We start from the raw sequence: 20,391 nt of genomic DNA on the forward strand, positions 1-20,391 counted from the left end.
ATTGACTTCAATACGCCTGAGCTGCAACGCAAGCGCCGCATTCGTGCGCTCAAGGATCGCTTCACTCGCTGGTACGTCCTCGTTGGCGGTCTGGCGGTGCTGGCAGCCATCACCCTGATCTTCTTCTTCCTCGCCTACGTGGTTGCGCCATTGTTTCAGGGCGCTGACCTGACGGCGAAAGACTCGATCACCCCGGCCTGGATGCAGGACGCCGGCAAGCCGCTGATGATTTCGCTCGAAGAGCAGAATCAGGTGGCGATGCGCGTTTCCGACAAGGGCCAGGCATTGTTCTTTGATATCGACAGTGGCGCTGAGCTGAAGCGCGTCGATCTGCCGGTTCCTGCCGGTGCCACCGTGACCTCCATCGGCGAAGACCAGCCGGGCCATCCGCTGGTTGCCGTGGGTCTGTCCAACGGTCAGGCGCTGGTGTTCCGTCACACCTATAAAGTCAGCTACCCCGATGGCAAGAAAACCATCACCCCGGCCATCGAATATCCGTACGGCGAGACGCCGATCGCGCTGAACGAAGCCGGCGGTGCGCTGGAGCATGTCAGCCTGAATGCCACCGACACGACCCTGATGCTGGTCGGTTCGACCGGTTCGCAACTCAACGTGCTGTCGCTGACCAGCGAAGAAAACATGATGACCGGTGAAGTCACCAACGAGCAGAAGCGTATCGATCTGCCGCAGATGACCGAGCCGGTGAAAAACATCTTCGTCGACCCGCGCCAGCAATGGCTGTACGTGGTCAATGGTCGCGCCCAGGCCGATGTGTTCAGCCTGCGTGACAAGAGCCTCAACGGTCGCTACAAACTGCTGGAAAACGCTGACGCCGAAGTCACCGCGACCACGCAACTGGTCGGTGGTATTTCGCTTATCGTGGGTGACTCCAAAGGTGGCCTGGCCCAGTGGTTCATGGCCCGTGACACCGATGGCGAGCTGCGCCTGAAGCAGATCCGTACCTTCCAGATGGGCACCACGCCAATCGTTGAAATCTCCGCCGAAGAACGCCGCAAAGGCTTCCTCGCGCTGGATGCCAGCGGCAAGCTCGGCGTCTTCCACAGCACCGCGCACCGTACTTTGCTGGTCGATCAGGTGGTTGAAGGCCCGGGCCTGTTCGGTCTGTCGCCGCGTGCCAACCGGTTGATCGTCGAAGCCGGCGGCAAGCTGCAACCGCTGCTGCTCGACAACCCGCACCCGGAAGTCTCGTGGAGCGCGCTGTGGAGCAAGGTCTGGTACGAGAACTACGACGAGCCTAAATACGTCTGGCAATCGACCGCCGCCAACACCGATTTCGAACCGAAACTGAGCCTCTCGCCACTGACCTTCGGCACCCTGAAAGCTGCGTTCTACGCGATGCTGCTGGCTGCACCGTTGGCCGTTGCTGCAGCAATCTACACCGCCTACTTCATGGCCCCGGGCATGCGCCGCAAGGTCAAGCCGGTGATCGAGCTGATGGAAGCGATGCCGACGGTGATCCTCGGTTTCTTCGCCGGTCTGTTCCTAGCGCCATATGTTGAAGGGCATCTGCCGGGCATTTTCAGCCTGCTGATGCTGTTGCCGATCGGCATCCTGGTCGCCGGCTTCACCTTCAGTCGTCTGCCTGAGTCGATCCGCCTGAAAGTCCCGGACGGTTGGGAAAGTGCGCTGCTGATTCCGGTGATCCTGTTCGTGGGCTGGCTGTCGCTGTACATGAGTCCGTTCATGGAGAACTGGTTCTTCGGCGGTGACATGCGTATGTGGATCTCCCACGACCTGGGCATCACCTACGACCAGCGCAACGCACTGGTGGTTGGCCTGGCCATGGGTTTTGCGGTGATCCCGAACATCTACTCGATCGCTGAAGACGCTGTGTTCAGCGTGCCGCGCGGCCTGACCCTCGGCTCGCTGGCCTTGGGTGCCACGCCGTGGCAGACCATGACCCGTGTGGTGATCCTGACCGCCAGCCCGGGGATCTTCTCGGCGCTGATGATCGGCATGGGCCGTGCGGTCGGCGAAACCATGATCGTGCTGATGGCCACCGGTAACACCCCGGTCATGGAAATGAACCTGTTCGAAGGCCTGCGCACACTGGCCGCCAACGTCGCGGTGGAAATGCCCGAGTCGGAAGTCGGCGGCAGCCACTACCGCGTGCTGTTCCTCTCGGCGCTGGTGCTGCTGTTGTTCACCTTCGTCATGAACACCCTGGCAGAACTGATTCGTCAGCGTCTGCGCAAGAAATACTCGTCGCTTTAAGCAAAGGTAGAAGTCTGTGAAACAGAACTCCCTGAAAGGATGGTTCAAGAGCGGCGCCCCGGGCGTCTGGATCAGCGGTGGCGCGGTGTCCATCGCGGTCATCATGACCATTGGCCTGCTGGCAGTGATTGCCGTGCGCGGTCTGGGTCACTTCTGGCCGGCGGACCTGGTCCACGCCAACTACGACGTACCGGGCCAGGCTAATCACCTGGTCATCGGTGAAGTGGTGCAGAAAGAAGAAGTGCCACGTGCCCGTCTGAAGAGCGCCGGTTTGCCGGTGCCGGATGAAGGCCCGGAATTCATGACCCGCGAGCTGATCAAGGTCGGCAACCGTGATTTGAATGGCAACGACTTCACCTGGATCGTCGGCGAGTGGCTGACCAACCAGACCACGCCGCCCGAGCTGATGGCGATCGAGCGTCGTGAGTGGGGCAACTTCTACGGCTACCTGGTCAACGTCAAACAGGATGGCAAAGTCATCGCTGAAGGCGAAGCGGCATGGCCTGAGCTGCAAGCGCGGATCAACCGTGTGAACGGTCTGGCTGCGCAACTGAAGTCGCTGGAAAAGACTGACATCGGTGCAATCAACGCCGGGCTGGAGCGCATCCGTCTGCACGGCCGCAAACTGGAACTGGAAGGCAAACTCGACGCCACCGCGCAAGCGGACATGGAATCCGAGCGTGCCGAGTTGAATGCGCGTTATCAGGACATCGAAGCGCGTCTGGCTGATCTGCACGCGCAGTTCAACCGCGATGCCTTGACTGCTCGCGATGCCAACGGCAAAGAAATTGAAATCGGTCTGGGCAAAGTGGTGCACGCCTACCAGCCGAACGCGATGAGCACCTTCACCAAGCTCGGTTTCTACTTCAGCAAGATCTGGGAATTCCTCTCGGACGACCCACGTGAAGCGAACACCGAAGGCGGGATCTTCCCGGCGATCTTCGGCACCGTGATGATGACGCTGATCATGGCGATGATCGTCACCCCGTTCGGCGTGCTGGCGGCGGTGTACCTGCGTGAATACGCCAAGCAGAACACCCTGACGCGGATCATCCGTATCGCGGTGAACAACCTCGCCGGTGTTCCGGCGATCGTTTACGGCGTGTTCGGCCTGGGCTTCTTTGTGTACGTGCTGGGTGGTTCGGTCGACCGCTTGTTCTTCCCGGAAGCATTGCCGGCACCGACCTTCGGTACACCGGGTCTGCTCTGGGCATCGCTGACCCTGGCGCTGCTGGCGGTACCGGTGGTGATTGTGGCGACCGAGGAAGGCCTGGCGCGTATTCCGCGTACCGTGCGTGAAGGTTCGTTGGCCCTCGGCGCGACCAAGGCTGAAACCTTGTGGAAGATTGTGATCCCGATGGCCAGTCCGGCAATGATGACCGGCATGATTCTCGCCGTGGCCCGCGCCGCCGGTGAAGTGGCGCCGCTGATGCTGGTGGGTGTGGTGAAACTGGCGCCGTCGCTGCCGGTGGACGGCAACTACCCGTACCTGCACCTGGATCAGAAGATCATGCACTTGGGCTTCCACATCTATGACGTCGGCTTCCAGAGCCCGAACGTCGAAGCGGCCCGCCCGCTGGTGTACGCCACGGCGCTGTTGCTGGTGCTGGTGATCGCCACGTTGAACCTGTCGGCGGTGTATATCCGTAACCACCTGCGCGAAAAATACAAAGCTTTGGACAGTTAACACAAATCCTGTGGGAGCTGGCTTGCCAGCGATGCAGGCGACTCGGTCAGCCAGTAACACCGCGGTGATGCCATCGCTGGCAAGCCAGCTCCCACAAGGATCGGCGCAAGCCACAGATTTTCAGTAACCCATTGGCAAGGCCAGTGGTTCAACGAACCGAATTTGTTAGCACAGGGAGCCTCCCATGCAGCACGAAACACATAGCCACGGCATCAATATGTCTGCCCTGGGTCGAGACAAGCAGAGCCTGAATCTGGCGCAGGAAACCGTGGCCATCGAAGTACCGGGCCTGAGCCTGTACTACGGCGAGAAACAAGCGCTGTTCGACGTCAGCATGAACATCCCGAAACAGCGTGTGACCGCGTTCATCGGCCCGTCCGGCTGCGGTAAGTCGACGCTGCTGCGTACCTTCAACCGCATGAACGATCTGGTTGACGGCTGCCGCGTCGAAGGCGCGATCAACCTCTACGGCAACAACATCTATCGCAAGGGCGAAGACGTTGCCGAGCTGCGTCGTCGTGTCGGCATGGTGTTCCAGAAGCCCAACCCGTTCCCGAAGACCATCTACGAAAACGTCGTTTACGGTCTGCGCATCCAGGGCATCAACAAGAAGCGCGTCCTCGACGAAGCGGTCGAATGGGCGTTGAAAGGCGCGGCGCTGTGGGACGAAGTCAAAGACCGTCTGCATGAATCGGCACTCGGTCTGTCCGGTGGTCAGCAACAGCGTCTGGTCATCGCCCGTACCATCGCGGTTGAGCCGGAAGTGCTGCTGCTCGACGAACCGTGCTCGGCCCTCGACCCGATCTCGACCCTGAAGGTTGAAGAGCTGATCTACGAGCTGAAATCCAAGTTCACCATCGTCATCGTGACCCACAACATGCAACAGGCCGCGCGGGTCTCCGACTACACGGCGTTCATGTACATGGGCAAACTGGTGGAATTTGGCGACACCGATACCCTGTTCACCAATCCGGCGAAGAAGCAGACCGAAGACTACATCACCGGTCGTTATGGCTGACAGTTGCGGGTTATTCACAGAATTGACGCTGCGGCCCACCGCACCTTACCGGACGCTCCAAGGACGCCAACATGATTAGTAAAGAAGGCCTTACCCACCACATCTCCGCGCAGTTCAACGCCGAGCTTGAGGAAGTGCGCAGCCACCTCCTGGCCATGGGCGGGCTGGTCGAGAAGCAGGTCAACGACGCGGTGACCGCACTGATCGAGGCCGACTCCGGCCTGGCTCAGCAGGTGCGCGAGATCGATGACCAGATCAACCAGATGGAACGCAACATCGACGAAGAATGCCTGCGCATTCTCGCCCGTCGTCAGCCGGCGGCGTCCGACTTGCGTTTGATCATCAGCATTTCCAAGTCGGTGATCGACCTGGAGCGCATCGGTGACGAAGCGACCAAGATCGCTCGCCGTGCGATTCAACTGTGTGAAGAAGGCGAAGCGCCGCGCGGTTACGTCGAAGTTCGTCACATCGGCGACCAGGTGCGCAACATGGTTCGCGATGCACTGGACGCGTTTGCCCGCTTCGACGCCGATCTGGCGTTGTCGGTGGCGCAGTACGACAAGATCATCGACCGCGAATACAAGACTGCACTGCGTGAGCTGGCCACCTACATGATGGAAGACCCACGCTCTATCTCGCGGGTTTTGAGCATCATTTGGGTGCTGCGTTCGCTGGAACGCATCGGCGATCACGCGCGCAACATCTCCGAACTGGTCATCTACCTGGTGCGCGGCACCGACGTGCGCCACATGGGCCTCAAGCGCATGAAAGAAGAAGTTGAAGGCACAAGCGGCGAAACCGCTAATGTTCCGGGCAATGCTGACGATAAGTAAGATTGCCTGAGAAAAGCGCCCGGCCCTTTGGCCGGGCGTTTTTGTTTGTGCTTTTCATGGGCAGAACCGAATTAAAAAGCAGCACCCGCGAACGAAAAGTCCCGGCGTGACTGAAGAGTTTTGGCAATGTGCCATCAGCCAGCGTTATGCTTGCCGGGATTTTAATAGGGGTGTTGGATGAGCAAGATCAGTGTGTTGGTCGTGGACGATGCTTCGTTCATTCGTGACCTGGTGAAAAAGTGCCTGCGTAATTACTTCCCGGGGATCCGCACCGAGGACGCCGTCAACGGTAAGAAGGCTCAGGCCATGCTGGCCAGGGAAGCGTTCGACCTGGTGCTGTGCGACTGGGAAATGCCGGAAATGTCCGGTCTCGAGCTGCTGACCTGGTGCCGCGAGCAAGACAACCTCAAGACCATGCCGTTCGTTATGGTCACCAGCCGTGGCGACAAGGAAAACGTGGTGCAGGCGATTCAGGCCGGCGTTTCCGGCTACGTCAGCAAGCCGTTCACCAACGAGCAACTGCTGACCAAGGTCAAGCAGGCGCTGAACAAGGTCGGCAAGCTCGACACCCTGATGAACAGCGCGCCGACCAAAATGAACTCGGCGTTCGGCAACGATTCCCTGAGCGCCTTGACCGGTGGCAAGCCTACCGTGGTCGGCGGTGCCCCGACTGCTGCTGCGGTCAACCCGTTCGCCAAACCGGCTGCTGCTGCACCAGCGCCGGCCGCTGCGCCATCCCGTGGCCTGCTCAACAGCCCGCCGGTCAAGGCGCCAGCCGCCGCGTCCGCTCCGGCAAGCGGTCGTGGCCAGGGCCAATTGCGCCTGCCAAGCGGCACTCAGCAATGCGTGATCAAGGCTCTGAGCATCAAGGAAGCGCTGTTGGTGGTGAAACGCACCGAGACCCTGCCGCAGATCCTCGACAGCGCCGTGCTCGATCTGGAGCAGGGCGACAACGCTGAAATCGCCCGCCTCAATGGCTATCTGCACGCGGTTGTCGCTTTTGAGCCGAAACCCGACAGCGACTGGCTGCAACTGACCTTCCGTTTCGTCGACCAGGACGCGCAGAAACTCGACTACATCTCGCGCCTGATCGCTCGCGGCACGGCGCAGAAGCACTTCGTTCCGGGCGCGTGATCTTCGTCGCCTGACAGTCCGCCTTCGCATGCAGGCTCGCTCCCACCTTGGAATGCATTCCAAATGTGGGAGCGAGCCTGCTCGCGAAGGGGCCATCACGTGCACCACCAATCTCCCAGACTGGCCAATTTGAAACATCTGTCGACTAGCCTGGTCTGTCTCAGCTGCTAGGCTCATTTCCAGGCCTTCCTTTCGACAGACTTTTGCCCATGCTCGCGCGCCTGCTGTTTTTCTATGGTCTTTTCATGGCCTCCACTTCGGTTGTGGCCATGACCATCTACAAATCCACTGATGCCAACGGCGTGGTGTCGTACAGCGACCGGCCGAGCAAAGGCTCGCAGGTGTTCGTGTTTCAGGACCGAATGGTCGAGCGCCTGGAGCGGCAGGTTTACCTCGATATCAAAAAGCAGAAGGGCACTGACGTGGTCTTCGTGCGCAACGATCTGTATGCGCCGGTCAAAATTGCCTTGGCATTCACCGGGCTGAGCAATGTGCGCGGTGCGCCGGCGCAAACCATCCACCGGGTGCTGCCGGCGCGCAGCAATACGCGGTTGGCGTTGCTGACGGCGATATCCGGCAAGCAGCCGCTGGTGTATACGCCGCAGTTCCACTATTCCCTTGGTGACCCCACTGGTATCGCGCAGGGCTATCGCTATCCGCTGCCATGGCGGGGTGGGCCGTTTCGTCTGAGTCAGGGCGCCAACGGCCAATACAGCCACTACGGGCCGAAGAATCGCTATGCGATGGACATCGCCATGCCGGTGGGCACGCCGATCATTGCCGCGCGGGCCGGGGTGGTGGTGAAGATCGAAAATTCACAGAGCGGTCGCGGCTCGGATGCGTCCGGCAATTTCGTGCGGGTGCTGCACGATGACGGCACCATGGGCGTGTACCTGCACCTCAAGCAAGGTTCGGTGAGCGTGCGCGAAGGGCAACGGGTGGCGGTGGGCAGTCCGCTGGCCCTGTCGGGCAATACCGGCAACAGCAGTGGCCCGCATCTGCACTTTGTGGTGCAGCGCAATACCGGCGAGGGGCTGGTGTCGATTCCGTATCAGTTCGTCCAGCCGCTGGGGGCGTTGCCCAACTTTGCGTTGGGCAAGCAATAAAGCAAAAAAGATCGCAGCCTGCGGCAGCGCCTACAGGATCGCATTCCTGTGTAGGCGCTGCCGCAGGCTGCGATCTTTTAGCAGGCAATGCGGTTTCCCGCATTGCACTCAATCCAGCATCAACACCTTCGCCAGTACAATCTTCGGCCCTTTCATCTTCTTGATGATGATCCGCAGGCCTTCGACTTCCAGTACTTCTTCCTCTTCCGGCACCCGTTTCAGGGTTTCGTAGACCAGCCCGGCAAGGGTCTCGGCTTCGATGTGATCGAGGTCGATGCCCAGCAGGCGCTCGACCTTGAACAGCGGCGTGTCACCACGCACCAAGAGCTTGCCCGGCTGATAGGCGAGGATCCCGCGCTCAGCTTTGCGGTGTTCGTCCTGAATATCGCCAACCAGCACTTCCAGCACGTCTTCCATGGTCAGGTAGCCGATGATGTTGCCGTCAGCCTCCTCGACCACGGCGAAGTGCGAGCCGCCCTTGCGGAACTGCTCCAGCAACTGCGACAGCGGCATGTGCCGCGACACGCGCTCGAGCGGGCGGGTCAACTCAGCCAGGTTGAACGACTCGGGAATATGGTCCAGCGCTGCCAGTTCCAGCAGCAGATCCTTGATGTGCAGCAGGCCGACGAACTCCTGGCGCTCGCTGTCGTACACCGGATAACGACTGAACTTGTGGCGACGGAACATCGCCAGGATTTCTTTCAGCGGCGCGTTGAATTCGAGGGTGATCAGGTCTTCCCGGGAGTTGGCCCAGTCGACCACTTCCAGCTCGCCCATTTCCACCGCCGAGGCCAGCACGCGCATGCCTTGGTCGCTCGGGTCCTGACCACGGCTGGAGTGCAGGATCAGTTTCAGTTCTTCGCGGCTGTAATGGTGTTCGTGGTGCGGGCCGGGTTCGCCCTGGCCGGCGATGCGCAGAATCGCGTTGGCGCTGGCGTTGAGCAGGTAGATCGCCGGGTACATCGCCCAGTAGAACAGGTACAACGGCACCGCCGTCCACAGCGACAGCAGCTCGGGTTTGCGGATCGCCCACGATTTAGGGGCCAGTTCGCCGACCACGATGTGCAGGTACGAAATAATGAAGAACGCGGTGAAGAACGACACACCTTTGACGATTTCCGGCGACTGCACGCCGACCGCGCTCAGCAGCGGCTCGAGAATGTGCGCGAACGCCGGCTCACCGACCCAGCCGAGGCCAAGGGAGGCGAGGGTGATACCGAGCTGACAGGCCGAGAGGTAGGCATCGAGCTGACTGTGTACGGTGCGCAGGATGTGTCCGCGCCAGCCGTTCTGATCAGCGATGGCCTCGACCCGGGTCGAGCGCAGTTTGACCATGGCGAATTCCGCCGCAACGAAAAAGCCGTTGAGCAAAACCAGGATCAGAGCAAAAAGAATCATGCCGAAATCGGCGAATATTGTTGCGAGGGACAAGCCAGGGGAAGGGTCCATGATGGAGTTTTGCGGGTTCCGTGTGATTCAAGAAAGAGAAAAGTCGCGCCTGAAAGGCAGGCACAAGTCAGCCAATGTAGCGGCTGACCTGGCGATTGCCTAGTGCGACATTACTCAGCGGCGCTGATCGCCCGTGCCTGGGCCACTTGGGCCGGGGCGAAATGGCAGGTGAACGTGCTGCCGTGACCGGGCACGCTGCTGATCTCCATGCGCGCGCGGTGGCGCAGCAACACGTGTTTGACGATGGCCAGACCCAGCCCGGTGCCGCCGGTGTTGGAGTTGCGGCTGGAGTCGACGCGGTAGAAGCGTTCGGTCAGGCGTGGCAGGTGTTTGCTGTCGATGCCGATCCCGGAATCCTGCACGCTCAGGTGCGCGCCCTGATCGTCGCTCCACCAGCGAATGCGGATGTTGCCCTCGGCCGGGGTGTACTTCACTGCGTTGAACACCAGGTTGGAAAACGCACTGCGCAACTCCGCCTCGCTGCCCTTGAGCCACAGGCGGGGGTCAGCTTCCAGGGTGATGCGCTGGTTCTTCGCGCCGGACAATTGTTGCGCATCGCTCTTGATCGACTGCAGCAGGCTGTCGATCTGCACCGGCTGGTTGTCCGACGGGTAATCGGTGGCCTCCAGTTTCGCCAGCAACAACAAATCGTTGAGCAGCGTCTGCATGCGCCCGCCCTGTTGCTGCATCTGCTGCAGGGCGCGGCTCCAGCGTGGGTTCACTTCTTCGACGTTGTCGAGCAGGGTTTCCAGATAGCCACAGATCACCGTCAGCGGTGTGCGCAGTTCGTGGGAGACGTTGGCGATGAAGTCTTTGCGCATCTGTTCCAGCTGATGAATGCGCGTGACATCGCGCACCAGCATCAAGTGTTCGTTGTTGCCGTAGCGGGTCAGGTACAGCTGAATGCGCACGCGATCGTTGGTCGGCGAGGGGATTTCCAGCGGCTCGGCGTAGCTCTCCTGCTCGAAGTACTCCTTGAAGCGCGGATGGCGCACCAGGTTGGTCACCGGTTGGCCGCTGTCCTGTGGGGTCTTGAGACCGAGCAGGGTTTCGGCGGCGCGGTTCCACCACTCCAGATTGCCGTCGCTGTCGAGCATGATCACCGCGTCTTTCAGCGCGGCGGTGGACTCCTGAACCCGGTCGATCACCGCTTGCAGGCGCCCGCGCACGCGTTGGTCGCGGCGTTGCAGGTGGTAGATGCTGTCGAACACTTCGCCCCACAGGCCATAGCCATCGGGCGGTGCTTCGTCGGGTTGATGCTGGCGCAGCCATTCATGCAGACGCAGCAATTGCTTGAGCGTCCAGGCCAGATAAATCCCCAGGCCCGCCGCGAGGCTCCAGCCGTAATAGCCGGTGATCAGGCCGATCACCAGGCAGGCGGTGACCAGCAGCAGCATGTGGCGAATCAGGGTGCCATGCCAGTTTTGATTCACGGAGCGTCCTTAACGCAGCTTCGAGTTTCAAGCCACAAGCTTCAAGCTAAAGCGGATCGGCTTCAACTTGCCGCTTGTAGCTAGAAGCTTGCAGCTGTTTTTTTATGCTTTGGTGGAAAACCGGTAGCCGGTGCCGCGCACGGTTTGTACCAGATTTTCGTAGGCGTCGCCGAGGGCCTTGCGCAGGCGCCGGATGTGCACGTCGACGGTGCGCTCTTCAACATAAACGTTGCCACCCCAGACCTGATCCAGCAACTGGCCACGGGTGTAGGCGCGCTCCTGGTGGGTCATGAAGAATTGCAGCAGGCGGTATTCGGTCGGGCCCATCTCGGCCGGTTTGCCGTCGATGGTCACGCGGTGGCTGATCGGGTCGAGCAGCAGGCCGCCGACTTCGATCGGCGCTTCACCGTCGGTCGGTCCGGCGCGGCGCAGCACGGCTTTGAGGCGTGCGACCAGTTCGCGCGGGGAAAACGGTTTGGTGATGTAGTCGTCGGCGCCGACTTCAAGCCCCTGGATCTTGTTGTCCTCCTCGCCCTTGGCGGTGAGCATGATGATCGGGATGTCCCCGGTCAGCTCATCACGTTTCAGACGACGGGCCAACTCGATGCCGGAGGTGCCGGGCAGCATCCAGTCGAGCAGGATCAGGTCCGGTTTACGGTCGACGATGATGGCGTGTGCCTGCTGTGAGTTCTCCGCCTCAAGGCAGTCATAGCCGGCCATTTCCAACGCAACGGCGATCATTTCGCGAATGGGCGCTTCGTCGTCGACGATCAGAATGCTCCTGCCAACCATGCCTTAATCCTCTTGTCATTTAACTGTCTTGCGCCGCATTAGATAACGGAATTATTGCAGTCGTGTGACAGTATTTTAGTCCGGCGGCGATTGTGCGAATGCTGAACTAAGCTCTAAGTCCGAATCCTGACAACCACAAAAGAAGGTTTCCATGACTCAAATGACTGTTTCTTTCAAAGCACTGCTGCTTGCCGCTGCCGTTGCATTACCGTCGATGGCCTTCGCCGCTGATCCGGTCATGATGAAAGACGGCATGATGACCGACCACAAAGGCATGACCGTGTACACCTTCGACAAGGACACGGGCGGCAAATCGATGTGCAACGGCGATTGCGCGAAGAACTGGCCGCCGATGATGGCGCCGGCGGGTGCCAAGGCTGAAGGCAAATTCACCCCCATCAAACGTGATGACGGCATGATGCAATGGGCATATGACGGCAAGCCGCTTTACACCTTCAAAATGGATGAAAAACCAGGCGACATGAAGGGGGAAGGCTTCAAGGACATGTGGCACATGCCGAAACACTGAGTCCTGCAGCAACTGCGTCCCTGTGGGAGCGAGCAAGCTCGCTCCCACAGGTTTGCGGATCAGCGCAACGCGTAATCCAGCACGATCCCGACGAAAATCGCCAACCCGGCCCAATGATTGTGCAAAAACGCCTTGAAGCAGCGCATGCGGTCACGATCGCGGGTGTACCAGAATTCCCACGCATAACACCCGGCAGCCACCAGCAAGCCGAGATGGAACCAGATCCCCAACTCGAACTTCGACCCCGCCAGCAGCAGGCAGCCCAGCGACAACGCCTGCAGGCTCAGGATGATCACCCGGTCCGCCTCGCCAAACAGAATTGCCGTGGATTTCACGCCAATCTTCAAATCGTCATCCCGATCGGTCATCGCGTAATAGGTGTCGTAACCCACCGTCCACAGCAGATTGGCGATCCACAGCAGCCACGCTGCCGCCGGCAACTCACCGGTCTCGGCAGTAAATGCCATCGGCATCCCCCACGAGAACGCCGCACCCAGCACCACTTGCGGGTAATAGGTGTAGCGCTTCATGAACGGATAAGTGAAGGCCAACGCCAGACCACCCAGCGACAGCCAGATCGTCGGCGCATTGGTGCACAGCACCAGCAGGAAACTCACGCCCATCAACAGGGCGAAAAACACCAAGGCTTCTTTCGAACTGATCTTGCCGCTGGCCAGCGGTCGTTGCGCGGTGCGTTTGACGTGGCCGTCGACCTTGCGATCGGCCCAGTCGTTGATTACGCAGCCACCGGCGCGGGTCAGTACCACGCCGAGAACGAAAATCACCACGTTGGCCAGCGATGGCGAGCCTTTGCCGGCAATCCACAATGCCCACAGGGTCGGCCACAGCAGCAGGTAAATGCCGATCGGCTTGTCCATCCGGGTCAACTGAATGAAATCCCAGGCGCGCGGGTTCAAGCGGTTCAGGGACTTGAGCAGGCTCTGATACATCAGCAGTTCTCCGGATGGGCGCGGGCGGCGCGCCACAGGCTCGGCAGGAAGATTTCCGCGACCAGCACGCTCAACGCGCCACGGTCGAAACGCGAACGTCGGCCCCACAGCTCAGGCGCTTTCACGTCTGACGGCAACCATTGTTCAGGGTAGTGGCAAACTTCGAGGGCGCGGCGCTGGAACGCCTGATCGCAAAACAGCAATTCGCCCAGCGAGCGGCTGCCCAGTTCATCCATGTGCAGGCCGTCACCCTGTAAGGCGGCGCGCGAAGCGACGCTGCGGGCAAACACCCAGGCCTCGCCGTGACCGCGCAAATACACCTCGCGCACCCAGCCCTCGCTGCCCTCGGCCAGATCCAGCGCCGCGCATTCGTCGGCGCGCAGAGTGTTCCAGCCTTCGAACAACGGCGTGACGCTGAAGCCATCATTGGACAGCCGGGTCAGGCGGCGGGTGAGGGAGCCTTCGTCGAACAACCAGTCGAGGGTTAACGAATCGGGGAGGGGCGTCAGTCGGCTTCGGGTCAGCCAGAGCGGGGCCGGGCAGGCATTTGAATGTTGCACAATGAGTCATTATTGGCCGCAAATGAGGCGGCGAGCTTACCATGGCGAGCTGCGATATTGATTGATCCGGGTCGCCGTTGCGCCGAACAGGCTTGCATCTGCCCGGCACCATCAGTACAAAACGCCCTGAGCCGGATGGCAGCGCAACACCCATCGACCGTCCGCGCCGGCAATAAGCCTGAACCCTGAGGAAGTACTTGAATGAAAAAGTGGCAATGTGTGGTCTGCGGCCTGATCTACAACGAAGCCGACGGTTGGCCGGATGACGGCATTGCGCCGGGCACCGCTTGGCAGGATGTGCCGGAAGACTGGCTGTGCCCCGACTGCGGCGTCGGCAAGATGGACTTCGAAATGATCGAAATCAACTAAGCACAAACAAGGAGTAAGGCATGAGCGCACCTGTCGTCATCATTGGCACCGGCCTGGCGGGCTACAACCTGGCCCGCGAGTTTCGCAAGCTCGACAGCGAAACCCCGCTGCTGCTGATCACGGCTGATGACGGCCGTTCTTACTCCAAGCCGATGCTCTCCACCGGTTTCGGCAAGAACAAGGACGCCGACGGCCTGTGCATGGCTGAACCGGGTGCGATGGCCGAGCAATTGAATGCCGAAGTGCGCACCCACACGCGCATCAGCGGCATCGACGCCGGCCATAAGCGCCTGTGGATCGGCGAAGAAGCGGTTTACTACCGCGATCTGATCCTCGCCTGGGGCGCAGAAACCGTGCGCGTGCCAATCGAAGGCGATGGCGGCGATCAGGTGTTCCCGATCAATGATCTTGAAGACTACGCGCGCTTTCGCGCAGCGGCGGCCGGCAAGCGCCGGGTGCTGCTGCTCGGCGCCGGCCTGATTGGCTGCGAGTTCGCCAACGACCTGATCCTCGGTGGCTACGAAGTGCAACTGGTGGCGCCGTGCGAACAGGTCATGCCGATGCTGCTGCACCCGGCTGCTGCGGCAGCGGTGCAGGCCGGGCTGGAAAGCCTCGGTGCGAAATTCCACCTCGGCCCGGTGCTGACCCGACTGCAAAAAGTTGCCGATGGCCTGGAAGCGCATCTGTCCGACGGCCAGGTCATTCCTTGCGACGTGGTGGTTTCGGCCATTGGCCTGCGCCCACGCATCGATCTGGCGGCGGCTGCCGGTGTACAGGTCAATCGCGGTGTGGTGGTCGACCGCTACCTGAAAACCTCCCACGCCAATATCTACGCCCTGGGCGACTGCGCCGAGGTCGACGGGCTGAATCTGCTGTACGTGATGCCTCTCATGAGCTGTGCGCGAGCGCTGGCACAAACCCTCGCCGGAAACCCTACCGCCGTGAGCTACGGCCCGATGCCGATCACCGTGAAAACCCCGGTGTGCCCGCTGGTGGTTTCGCCGCCGCCACGGGGCAGCGAAGGCGTCTGGACGGTTGAAGGGCAGGGCGCCGACATCAAGGCCCTGTGCCACAGCGCCGACGGGCAGTTGCTCGGTTATGCACTGACCGGTGCGGCGGTAATGGAAAAACTCGCCCTGAACAAACAGCTTCCGGCCCTGCTGGCGTAAATACCGGTCGTTCTGTCGGAATCACCCCGCTTTTGCCCCTACAAAGGTCGCGGGGAGACTGGCGCCGCCGGTATCCGCGTGCCATTCTCACTCCCGTCTGCCGCAGAGTAGAGCCTGCGGCGCCTTGGGCGCTGTTCCAACGAGAACAGCACGGACATAACAACAAAAAACCGTCAAAGGGGCTTCACTAATGCGTAAACCAGAACTCGCCGCTGCAATCGCTGAAAAAGCAGACCTGACCAAAGAGCAGGCCAACCGCGTACTCAACGCCGTTCTAGAAGAAATCACCGGCGCTCTGCACCGCAAGGACAGCGTGACGCTGGTCGGCTTCGGCACCTTCCTGCAACGCCACCGCGGCGCCCGCACCGGCAAAAACCCGCAGACCGGCGAGCCGGTTAAAATCAAGGCCAGCAACACCGTGGCATTCAAGCCAGGCAAGTCGTTGAAAGACAGCGTTAATCCTTAATTGCGGCGAACTTCTCGAATAACGAGGAGAACCGTGTAGAAAAATGGGCACACCGATTGCGGTCGGGTGCCCATTTTTTATGCCTGCCTATTGGTAATGGCGTACAGCAATAATAAACGCCGCGTAAGTGATTGCATTTGTTGGCTATCGATCTGCCTCACACTTAAATCATTACCCTATATATAAAAGCCATCATAGTGATGGCACTTTTACGATTGTTGGATGTCTCGCTGTGAATTGTTGAAACAACACCAAGGTCTTTCGGAATCATCCTACATCCGAATTTTTTAAAACCCGGCATGCTCCCCCACCATGCTCGTCGGCCCCCGTTTACGGCGATCGGCGACACTTGGGACGATCGCTCTAAATCAAGCGTTCCAGGCATTTTGTACGGGTATCTGAATATAAACAGAGGATCGGGGATTCCCTGACGGAATATAGGGAAAACTCCTACAACAAACAAAGAACACTTCGTCTTGTTGTTTAATCAGATGCTTGCTAGTGGCCATCATAGTGATTACGATGCGCCCACTTGAAAGAGCACATCTCAATTGGATGAGTCGCTGCACCGCTCTTCGATACTGTCCCGCGCCGCGGTAACTCCAATAGGCGCCTGACTGTAATCCTTAATAAAGGCCATGGATGTCCTACTCAAGCAAACTTTCCGCCCATTACCTCGAACTCGCAAAAGTCTCTGTTTCCAAAGAGAATTTCGCGGGCGAAGACGTTCGTTTTTCGAGCGAATTCGAGGCCTTGGAAAGTGAGCTGGCCAAAGCCTCGTCGATGCACGAAAGCGGGCAGATCGACTGGCTGAAAATTCGCGAAAACAGCGAAAATCTGCTGCGTACCCAATCCAAGGATTTGCGTGTCGGCGCCTGGCTGACCTGGTCGCTGTATCAGCGTGAATCCTTCCCCGGGCTGCTGGCCGGCCTCGGTCTGCTGCACCATCTGTCGGAAAATAATTGGGCCGACGTTCACCCGCTCAAACCCCGCACCCGAGCCGCCGCCATCGGCTGGCTGGTGCCGCGTCTCGAGCAGGTCATCACCGAAAACATTGCGATCAAAGAGCAGTTGCCGATGTTCCGGCAGCTCTCCGAGCACCTGTCCGGCCTTGAAGCGGCATGTGCTGAGCATCTGGGCGATGATTCGCCGCTGCTGCTGCCGATCTCTCGTCGCCTGAAAACCATGATCCAGCGCGCCGCCGACAATCAACCGGCCCCCGGTGTGGTCGGTGCAGCAGTGGCGCAGGTCAAGCAGGCCGCGAGCCAGTTGCTCACCCCAGGCGCACCGATCGATAACGAACGAGACGCGCACAAAGCCCTGCGCGCGCAACAGGAAAGCGCCCGACCGTTGTGCGCCTGGTGGCTCAAGCAGAAGGCCACCGACCTGCGCGCCCTGCGCCTGAACCGCACGCTGCTGTGGATGACCATCGACGCAGTACCCGAGCGCAATGCCGAACAGATCACCGTGTTGCGCGGCCTGCCGCTGGAAAAGCTCAAGCTCTACCAGGACCGCTTCGATCAGGGCAAATACGCCGACCTGCTAGTGGAACTGGAGGCGAGCCTGGCGAAGGCGCCGTTCTGGTTCGATGGCCAGAGGATGGTCTGGGAATGTCTCCAGAACCTCAACGCCGAATTGGCAATGCGCGAAGTGGAAATCCACTTCGCGCTTTTGGTTCAACGCCTGCCCGGCATTGTCGAGTTGCGCTTCCATGACGGCGCGCCTTTTGCCGATCCGTCCACTCGGGCGTGGATCGCCGCCAACGTCATGCCGCACCTGCAAAGCGCCAGCGCGCCGCGCAAGGTCGAAAGCGAAAACGTCGAAACCCAGCCGGCCTGGGAAAAGGCCCTTGAAGAAGTCCTGCCGTTGCTGCGCAAGGAAGGCCTGAAGCCCGCCGTGCAGATTCTCAAGCAGGGTTTGCAGTCGGCCCACGGTGGCCGCGAGCGCTTCTTCTGGCAGTTCGCCCTCGCACGCCTGTGCTTCATGGCCAAGAAGTACGAACTGGCCAAGAACCAGCTGGAAACCCTCGATCAGACATTACAGGACTCAGGCCTGCACGCCTGGGAGCCCGATCTTGCATTGGAAGTGCTGCACCTGCTGCACAGTTGCTGCGAGTTGTTGCCGCAGAACCATGCCGTACGTGAACGCAAGGAAGAGATTTATCGCAGGCTGTGCCACCTCGACCTCGAAGTGGTACTCGAATAGGCCCCAGGGCCACAACCGCAAGGAGAAAAGCCATGGCCAAAGAAGGCTCGGTAGCCCCCAAGGAACGCATCAACGTCACCTTCAAACCCGCCACCGGCGGTGCTCAGGAAGAGATTGAACTGCCGCTGAAGCTGCTGGCAATCGGTGACTACACCCACCGCAAGGACGATCGCAAAATCGAAGATCGCAAGCCGATCAGCATCGACAAGATGACCTTCGACGAAGTGTTGGCCAAGCAAGAACTGGGTCTGACGCTGAGCGTGCCGAACCGTCTGCAGGAAGATGGCGAGGCCGACGAGCTGGCTGTGCAACTGCGCGTCAATTCGATGAAGGACTTCAACCCGGCCAGCCTGGTCGAGCAAGTGCCTGAGCTGAAAAAACTGATGGAACTGCGCGATGCGCTGGTGGCCCTCAAAGGCCCGCTGGGTAACGCACCTGCGTTCCGTAAAGCGATCGAAGGCGTGCTCGCCGACGACGAATCCCGCGGTCGCGTACTCGGTGAGCTGGGCCTGAACGCCGCAGCCCCGGACGCCTGAGACTCCAGCCAAGGAAGCCAACACAATGAGCACTAGCGCAGCACAAGAGAAGAGCGCCGGCAACGGCGAGTACAGCATTCTCGACAGCATCATCGCCGAAACCCGTCTGACTCCGGACGACGAAGCCTACGACATCGCCAAGCGCGGTGTGTCGGCGTTCATCGAAGAACTGCTCAAGCCGCAGAACAACGGTGAGCCGGTCAAGAAGGCCATGGTTGACCGCATGATCGCCGAGATCGATGCCAAGCTCAGCCGTCAGATGGACGAAATCCTGCACCACCCGGACTTCCAGGCGCTGGAATCGTCGTGGCGTGGTCTGCAGTTGCTGGTCGACCGCACCAACTTCCGCGAAAACATCAAGATCGAAATCCTCAACGTCTCCAAAGAAGACCTGCTGGACGATTTCGAAGATTCGCCGGAAGTCATGCAGTCGGGCCTGTACAAGCACATCTACACCGCTGAATACGGCCAGTTCGGTGGTCAGCCTGTGGGCGCGATCATCGCTAACTACTACATGTCGCCAAGCTCGCCAGACGTCAAGCTGATGCAGTACGTCGCCAGCGTTTCGTGCATGTCCCACGCGCCGTTCATCGCTGCGGCCGGCCCGAAATTCTTCGGTCTGGAAAGCTTCACCGGCCTGCCGGATCTGAAAGATCTGAAAGACCACTTCGAAGGCCCGCAATTCGCCAAATGGCAGAGCTTCCGTACCTCGGAAGACTCCCGTTATGTTGGTCTGACCGTGCCGCGTTTCCTGCTGCGTAACCCGTACGATCCGGAAGAAAACCCGGTCAAATCGTTCGTGTACAAGGAAACCGTTGCCAACAGCCACGAGCACTACCTGTGGGGCAACACCGCTTACGCGTTCGGCACCAAGCTGACTGACAGCTTCGCCAAATTCCGCTGGTGCCCGAACATCATCGGCCCGCAGAGCGGTGGCGCGGTTGAAGATCTGCCTCTGCACCATTTCGAAAGCATGGGCGAAATCGAAACCAAGATTCCTACTGAAGTTCTGGTTTCCGACCGTCGTGAATACGAACTGGCCGAGGAAGGCTTCATCTCCCTGACCATGCGTAAAGGCTCCGACAACGCGGCGTTCTTCTCCGCGAGCTCGGTGCAGAAGCCGAAGTTCTTCGGCATCAGCGCAGAAGGCAAGGCTGCAGAGCTGAACTACAAGCTCGGCACCCAACTGCCGTACATGATGATCGTCAACCGTCTGGCTCACTACTTGAAAGTGCTGCAGCGCGAGCAACTCGGTTCGTGGAAAGAACGTACCGACCTCGAGCTGGAACTGAACAAGTGGATCCGTCAGTACGTTGCCGACCAGGAAAACCCGAGCGCCGAAGTGCGTGGCCGTCGTCCGCTGCGCGCTGCGCAAGTGATCGTCAGCGACGTTGAAGGCGAGCCGGGCTGGTACCGCGTGAGCTTGAACGTGCGTCCGCACTTCAAGTACATGGGTGCCGATTTCACCCTGTCGCTGGTTGGCAAGCTGGACAAAGAGTAAGAGCGACTCATGGACGGATACGGCAGCCTGTTCGAACGCCTCAACGGCGACGCGCAACTACGCAAGGGCAACAGCCTTGAGGCTTGTGCCATGGCGTCAGTGGCTGCCCATCTGGCCAAAATGCTCAGCACCCGGGCCGGCAGCGTGCAAACGCTGTCCGACTACGGGTTGCCCGATCTCAATGACATGCGCCTGAGCCTGCACGACTCCCTGAGTCAGGCCCGTCTGGCCATCGAAAACTTCATCGAAGCCTACGAGCCGCGCCTGAGCAATGTGCGTGTCATTTCCCTGCCGCGTGACCACGATCAACTGCGCCTCGCCTTCAGCATCGAAGGCCTGCTGGAAGTTGAAGGGTTCAAGCGTCAGGTCAGTTTTTCCGCGCGCCTGGATGGCAGCGGTCAAGTGAAGGTCACCTAAGG

General features: G+C 60.0%; 19 protein-coding genes. 14 read left to right on the forward strand and 5 right to left on the reverse strand.

Going from position 1 to position 20,391, the window contains the following annotated elements:
• Nucleotides 1-201 precede the first annotated feature (201 nt).
• From QZR14_RS03100 to QZR14_RS03125, 6 genes are all read left to right on the forward strand, one after another.
• Nucleotides 202-2,235 carry an ABC transporter permease subunit gene (locus QZR14_RS03100; protein ID WP_250605898.1) on the forward strand — a complete coding sequence of 678 codons (2,034 nt, stop codon included), beginning with the start codon at nt 202-204 and terminating at the stop codon, nt 2,233-2,235.
• 16 nt (nt 2,236-2,251) lie between these two features.
• Nucleotides 2,252-3,922: a phosphate ABC transporter permease PstA gene (gene pstA / locus QZR14_RS03105; RefSeq protein WP_194935758.1), complete on the forward strand. Its 1,671-nt coding sequence runs from the start codon at nt 2,252-2,254 to the stop codon at nt 3,920-3,922.
• A gap of 184 nt (nt 3,923-4,106) precedes the next feature.
• On the forward strand, nt 4,107-4,940 hold the full coding sequence (gene pstB, locus QZR14_RS03110; RefSeq protein ID WP_007920249.1) for a phosphate ABC transporter ATP-binding protein PstB: 834 nt from the start codon (nt 4,107-4,109) through the stop codon (nt 4,938-4,940).
• Nucleotides 4,941-5,011: 71 nt separating this feature from the next.
• Entirely contained in the window at nt 5,012-5,773 is a 762-nt protein-coding gene (gene phoU / locus QZR14_RS03115) for a phosphate signaling complex protein PhoU (protein ID WP_016985766.1), read from the forward strand.
• Between the two features lie 177 nt (nt 5,774-5,950).
• Nucleotides 5,951-6,907, forward strand: coding sequence for a response regulator (locus QZR14_RS03120; RefSeq protein ID WP_311995873.1), 957 nt, complete (start codon nt 5,951-5,953; stop codon nt 6,905-6,907).
• Between the two features lie 209 nt (nt 6,908-7,116).
• Nucleotides 7,117-8,013, forward strand: coding sequence for a peptidoglycan DD-metalloendopeptidase family protein (locus QZR14_RS03125; RefSeq protein WP_250605635.1), 897 nt, complete (start codon nt 7,117-7,119; stop codon nt 8,011-8,013).
• Nucleotides 8,014-8,121: 108 nt separating this feature from the next.
• Here the strand turns inward: QZR14_RS03125 and QZR14_RS03130 are convergent, their stop codons facing one another.
• From QZR14_RS03130 to phoB, 3 genes are all read right to left on the reverse strand, one after another.
• Nucleotides 8,122-9,462, reverse strand: a complete 1,341-nt coding sequence (locus tag QZR14_RS03130; protein ID WP_007920256.1) for a hemolysin family protein — start codon at nt 9,460-9,462, stop codon at nt 8,122-8,124.
• Nucleotides 9,463-9,572: 110 nt separating this feature from the next.
• The gene (phoR, locus tag QZR14_RS03135) at nt 9,573-10,859 is read right to left on the reverse strand and encodes a phosphate regulon sensor histidine kinase PhoR (protein ID WP_311995960.1); all 1,287 of its coding nucleotides are present in this window, start codon (nt 10,857-10,859) and stop codon (nt 9,573-9,575) included.
• A gap of 138 nt (nt 10,860-10,997) precedes the next feature.
• A complete protein-coding gene (gene phoB / locus QZR14_RS03140) occupies nt 10,998-11,687 on the reverse strand; it encodes a phosphate regulon transcriptional regulator PhoB (RefSeq protein ID WP_007896474.1) in 690 nt (229 codons plus the stop codon).
• Nucleotides 11,688-11,838: 151 nt separating this feature from the next.
• On the opposite strand from phoB, the gene QZR14_RS03145 reads away from it, so the two are divergent.
• Nucleotides 11,839-12,216 (forward strand): COG4315 family predicted lipoprotein, encoded by a 378-nt coding sequence (locus tag QZR14_RS03145; RefSeq protein ID WP_250605636.1) that lies wholly within the window; start codon nt 11,839-11,841, stop codon nt 12,214-12,216.
• Nucleotides 12,217-12,275: 59 nt separating this feature from the next.
• On the opposite strand, the gene ubiA is transcribed toward QZR14_RS03145, so the two are convergent.
• Together ubiA and QZR14_RS03155 are read right to left on the reverse strand one after the other, a co-directional pair.
• Entirely contained in the window at nt 12,276-13,166 is an 891-nt protein-coding gene (gene ubiA, locus QZR14_RS03150; RefSeq protein WP_123376079.1) for a 4-hydroxybenzoate octaprenyltransferase, read from the reverse strand.
• Nucleotides 13,166-13,726, reverse strand: coding sequence for a chorismate--pyruvate lyase family protein (locus tag QZR14_RS03155; RefSeq protein ID WP_250605637.1), 561 nt, complete (start codon nt 13,724-13,726; stop codon nt 13,166-13,168). The genes ubiA and QZR14_RS03155 overlap by 1 nt, the downstream gene beginning before the upstream one ends.
• Before the next feature lie 201 nt (nt 13,727-13,927).
• On the opposite strand from QZR14_RS03155, the gene QZR14_RS03160 reads away from it, so the two are divergent.
• From QZR14_RS03160 to tssE, 7 genes are all read left to right on the forward strand, one after another.
• Nucleotides 13,928-14,095, forward strand: a complete 168-nt coding sequence (locus tag QZR14_RS03160) for a rubredoxin (protein WP_084317722.1) — start codon at nt 13,928-13,930, stop codon at nt 14,093-14,095.
• A gap of 20 nt (nt 14,096-14,115) precedes the next feature.
• Nucleotides 14,116-15,264 carry an NAD(P)/FAD-dependent oxidoreductase gene (locus QZR14_RS03165; protein WP_311995874.1) on the forward strand — a complete coding sequence of 383 codons (1,149 nt, stop codon included), beginning with the start codon at nt 14,116-14,118 and terminating at the stop codon, nt 15,262-15,264.
• Between the two features lie 190 nt (nt 15,265-15,454).
• Nucleotides 15,455-15,730 (forward strand): HU family DNA-binding protein, encoded by a 276-nt coding sequence (locus QZR14_RS03170; RefSeq protein ID WP_003213368.1) that lies wholly within the window; start codon nt 15,455-15,457, stop codon nt 15,728-15,730.
• A 642-nt stretch (nt 15,731-16,372) separates the two neighbouring features.
• Nucleotides 16,373-17,935, forward strand: coding sequence for a type VI secretion system protein TssA (gene tssA, locus QZR14_RS03175; RefSeq protein WP_250605639.1), 1,563 nt, complete (start codon nt 16,373-16,375; stop codon nt 17,933-17,935).
• Between the two features lie 32 nt (nt 17,936-17,967).
• Nucleotides 17,968-18,471, forward strand: coding sequence for a type VI secretion system contractile sheath small subunit (gene tssB, locus QZR14_RS03180; protein ID WP_003229587.1), 504 nt, complete (start codon nt 17,968-17,970; stop codon nt 18,469-18,471).
• 25 nt (nt 18,472-18,496) lie between these two features.
• The gene (gene tssC / locus QZR14_RS03185) at nt 18,497-19,972 is read left to right on the forward strand and encodes a type VI secretion system contractile sheath large subunit (protein WP_007920272.1); all 1,476 of its coding nucleotides are present in this window, start codon (nt 18,497-18,499) and stop codon (nt 19,970-19,972) included.
• A 9-nt stretch (nt 19,973-19,981) separates the two neighbouring features.
• On the forward strand, nt 19,982-20,389 hold the full coding sequence (tssE, locus tag QZR14_RS03190) for a type VI secretion system baseplate subunit TssE (protein ID WP_123454704.1): 408 nt from the start codon (nt 19,982-19,984) through the stop codon (nt 20,387-20,389).
• Nucleotides 20,390-20,391 lie beyond the last annotated feature (2 nt).

The organism is Pseudomonas sp. rhizo66 (assembly GCF_031931925.1).
Classification (GTDB): domain Bacteria; phylum Pseudomonadota; class Gammaproteobacteria; order Pseudomonadales; family Pseudomonadaceae; genus Aquipseudomonas.

What these genes read in the sequence shown, in the direction of transcription:
- QZR14_RS03100 (WP_250605898.1), top strand. Translation starts at nt 202, where the DNA reads ATGCAGGACGCCGGCAAGCCGCTGATGATTTCGCTCGAAGAGCAGAAT.
- ubiA (WP_123376079.1), bottom strand. Translation starts at nt 13,166, where the DNA reads ATGTATCAGAGCCTGCTCAAGTCCCTGAACCGCTTGAACCCGCGCGCC.
- tssC (WP_007920272.1), top strand. Translation starts at nt 18,497, where the DNA reads ATGAGCACTAGCGCAGCACAAGAGAAGAGCGCCGGCAACGGCGAGTAC.
- QZR14_RS03145 (WP_250605636.1), top strand. Translation starts at nt 11,839, where the DNA reads ATGACTCAAATGACTGTTTCTTTCAAAGCACTGCTGCTTGCCGCTGCC.
- tssE (WP_123454704.1), top strand. Translation starts at nt 19,982, where the DNA reads ATGGACGGATACGGCAGCCTGTTCGAACGCCTCAACGGCGACGCGCAA.
- QZR14_RS03170 (WP_003213368.1), top strand. Translation starts at nt 15,455, where the DNA reads ATGCGTAAACCAGAACTCGCCGCTGCAATCGCTGAAAAAGCAGACCTG.
- QZR14_RS03125 (WP_250605635.1), top strand. Translation starts at nt 7,117, where the DNA reads ATGCTCGCGCGCCTGCTGTTTTTCTATGGTCTTTTCATGGCCTCCACT.
- pstB (WP_007920249.1), top strand. Translation starts at nt 4,107, where the DNA reads ATGCAGCACGAAACACATAGCCACGGCATCAATATGTCTGCCCTGGGT.
- tssB (WP_003229587.1), top strand. Translation starts at nt 17,968, where the DNA reads ATGGCCAAAGAAGGCTCGGTAGCCCCCAAGGAACGCATCAACGTCACC.
- phoU (WP_016985766.1), top strand. Translation starts at nt 5,012, where the DNA reads ATGATTAGTAAAGAAGGCCTTACCCACCACATCTCCGCGCAGTTCAAC.
- phoB (WP_007896474.1), bottom strand. Translation starts at nt 11,687, where the DNA reads ATGGTTGGCAGGAGCATTCTGATCGTCGACGACGAAGCGCCCATTCGC.
- QZR14_RS03130 (WP_007920256.1), bottom strand. Translation starts at nt 9,462, where the DNA reads ATGGACCCTTCCCCTGGCTTGTCCCTCGCAACAATATTCGCCGATTTC.
- QZR14_RS03120 (WP_311995873.1), top strand. Translation starts at nt 5,951, where the DNA reads ATGAGCAAGATCAGTGTGTTGGTCGTGGACGATGCTTCGTTCATTCGT.
- QZR14_RS03160 (WP_084317722.1), top strand. Translation starts at nt 13,928, where the DNA reads ATGAAAAAGTGGCAATGTGTGGTCTGCGGCCTGATCTACAACGAAGCC.
- QZR14_RS03165 (WP_311995874.1), top strand. Translation starts at nt 14,116, where the DNA reads ATGAGCGCACCTGTCGTCATCATTGGCACCGGCCTGGCGGGCTACAAC.
- tssA (WP_250605639.1), top strand. Translation starts at nt 16,373, where the DNA reads ATGTCCTACTCAAGCAAACTTTCCGCCCATTACCTCGAACTCGCAAAA.
- phoR (WP_311995960.1), bottom strand. Translation starts at nt 10,859, where the DNA reads ATGCTGCTGCTGGTCACCGCCTGCCTGGTGATCGGCCTGATCACCGGC.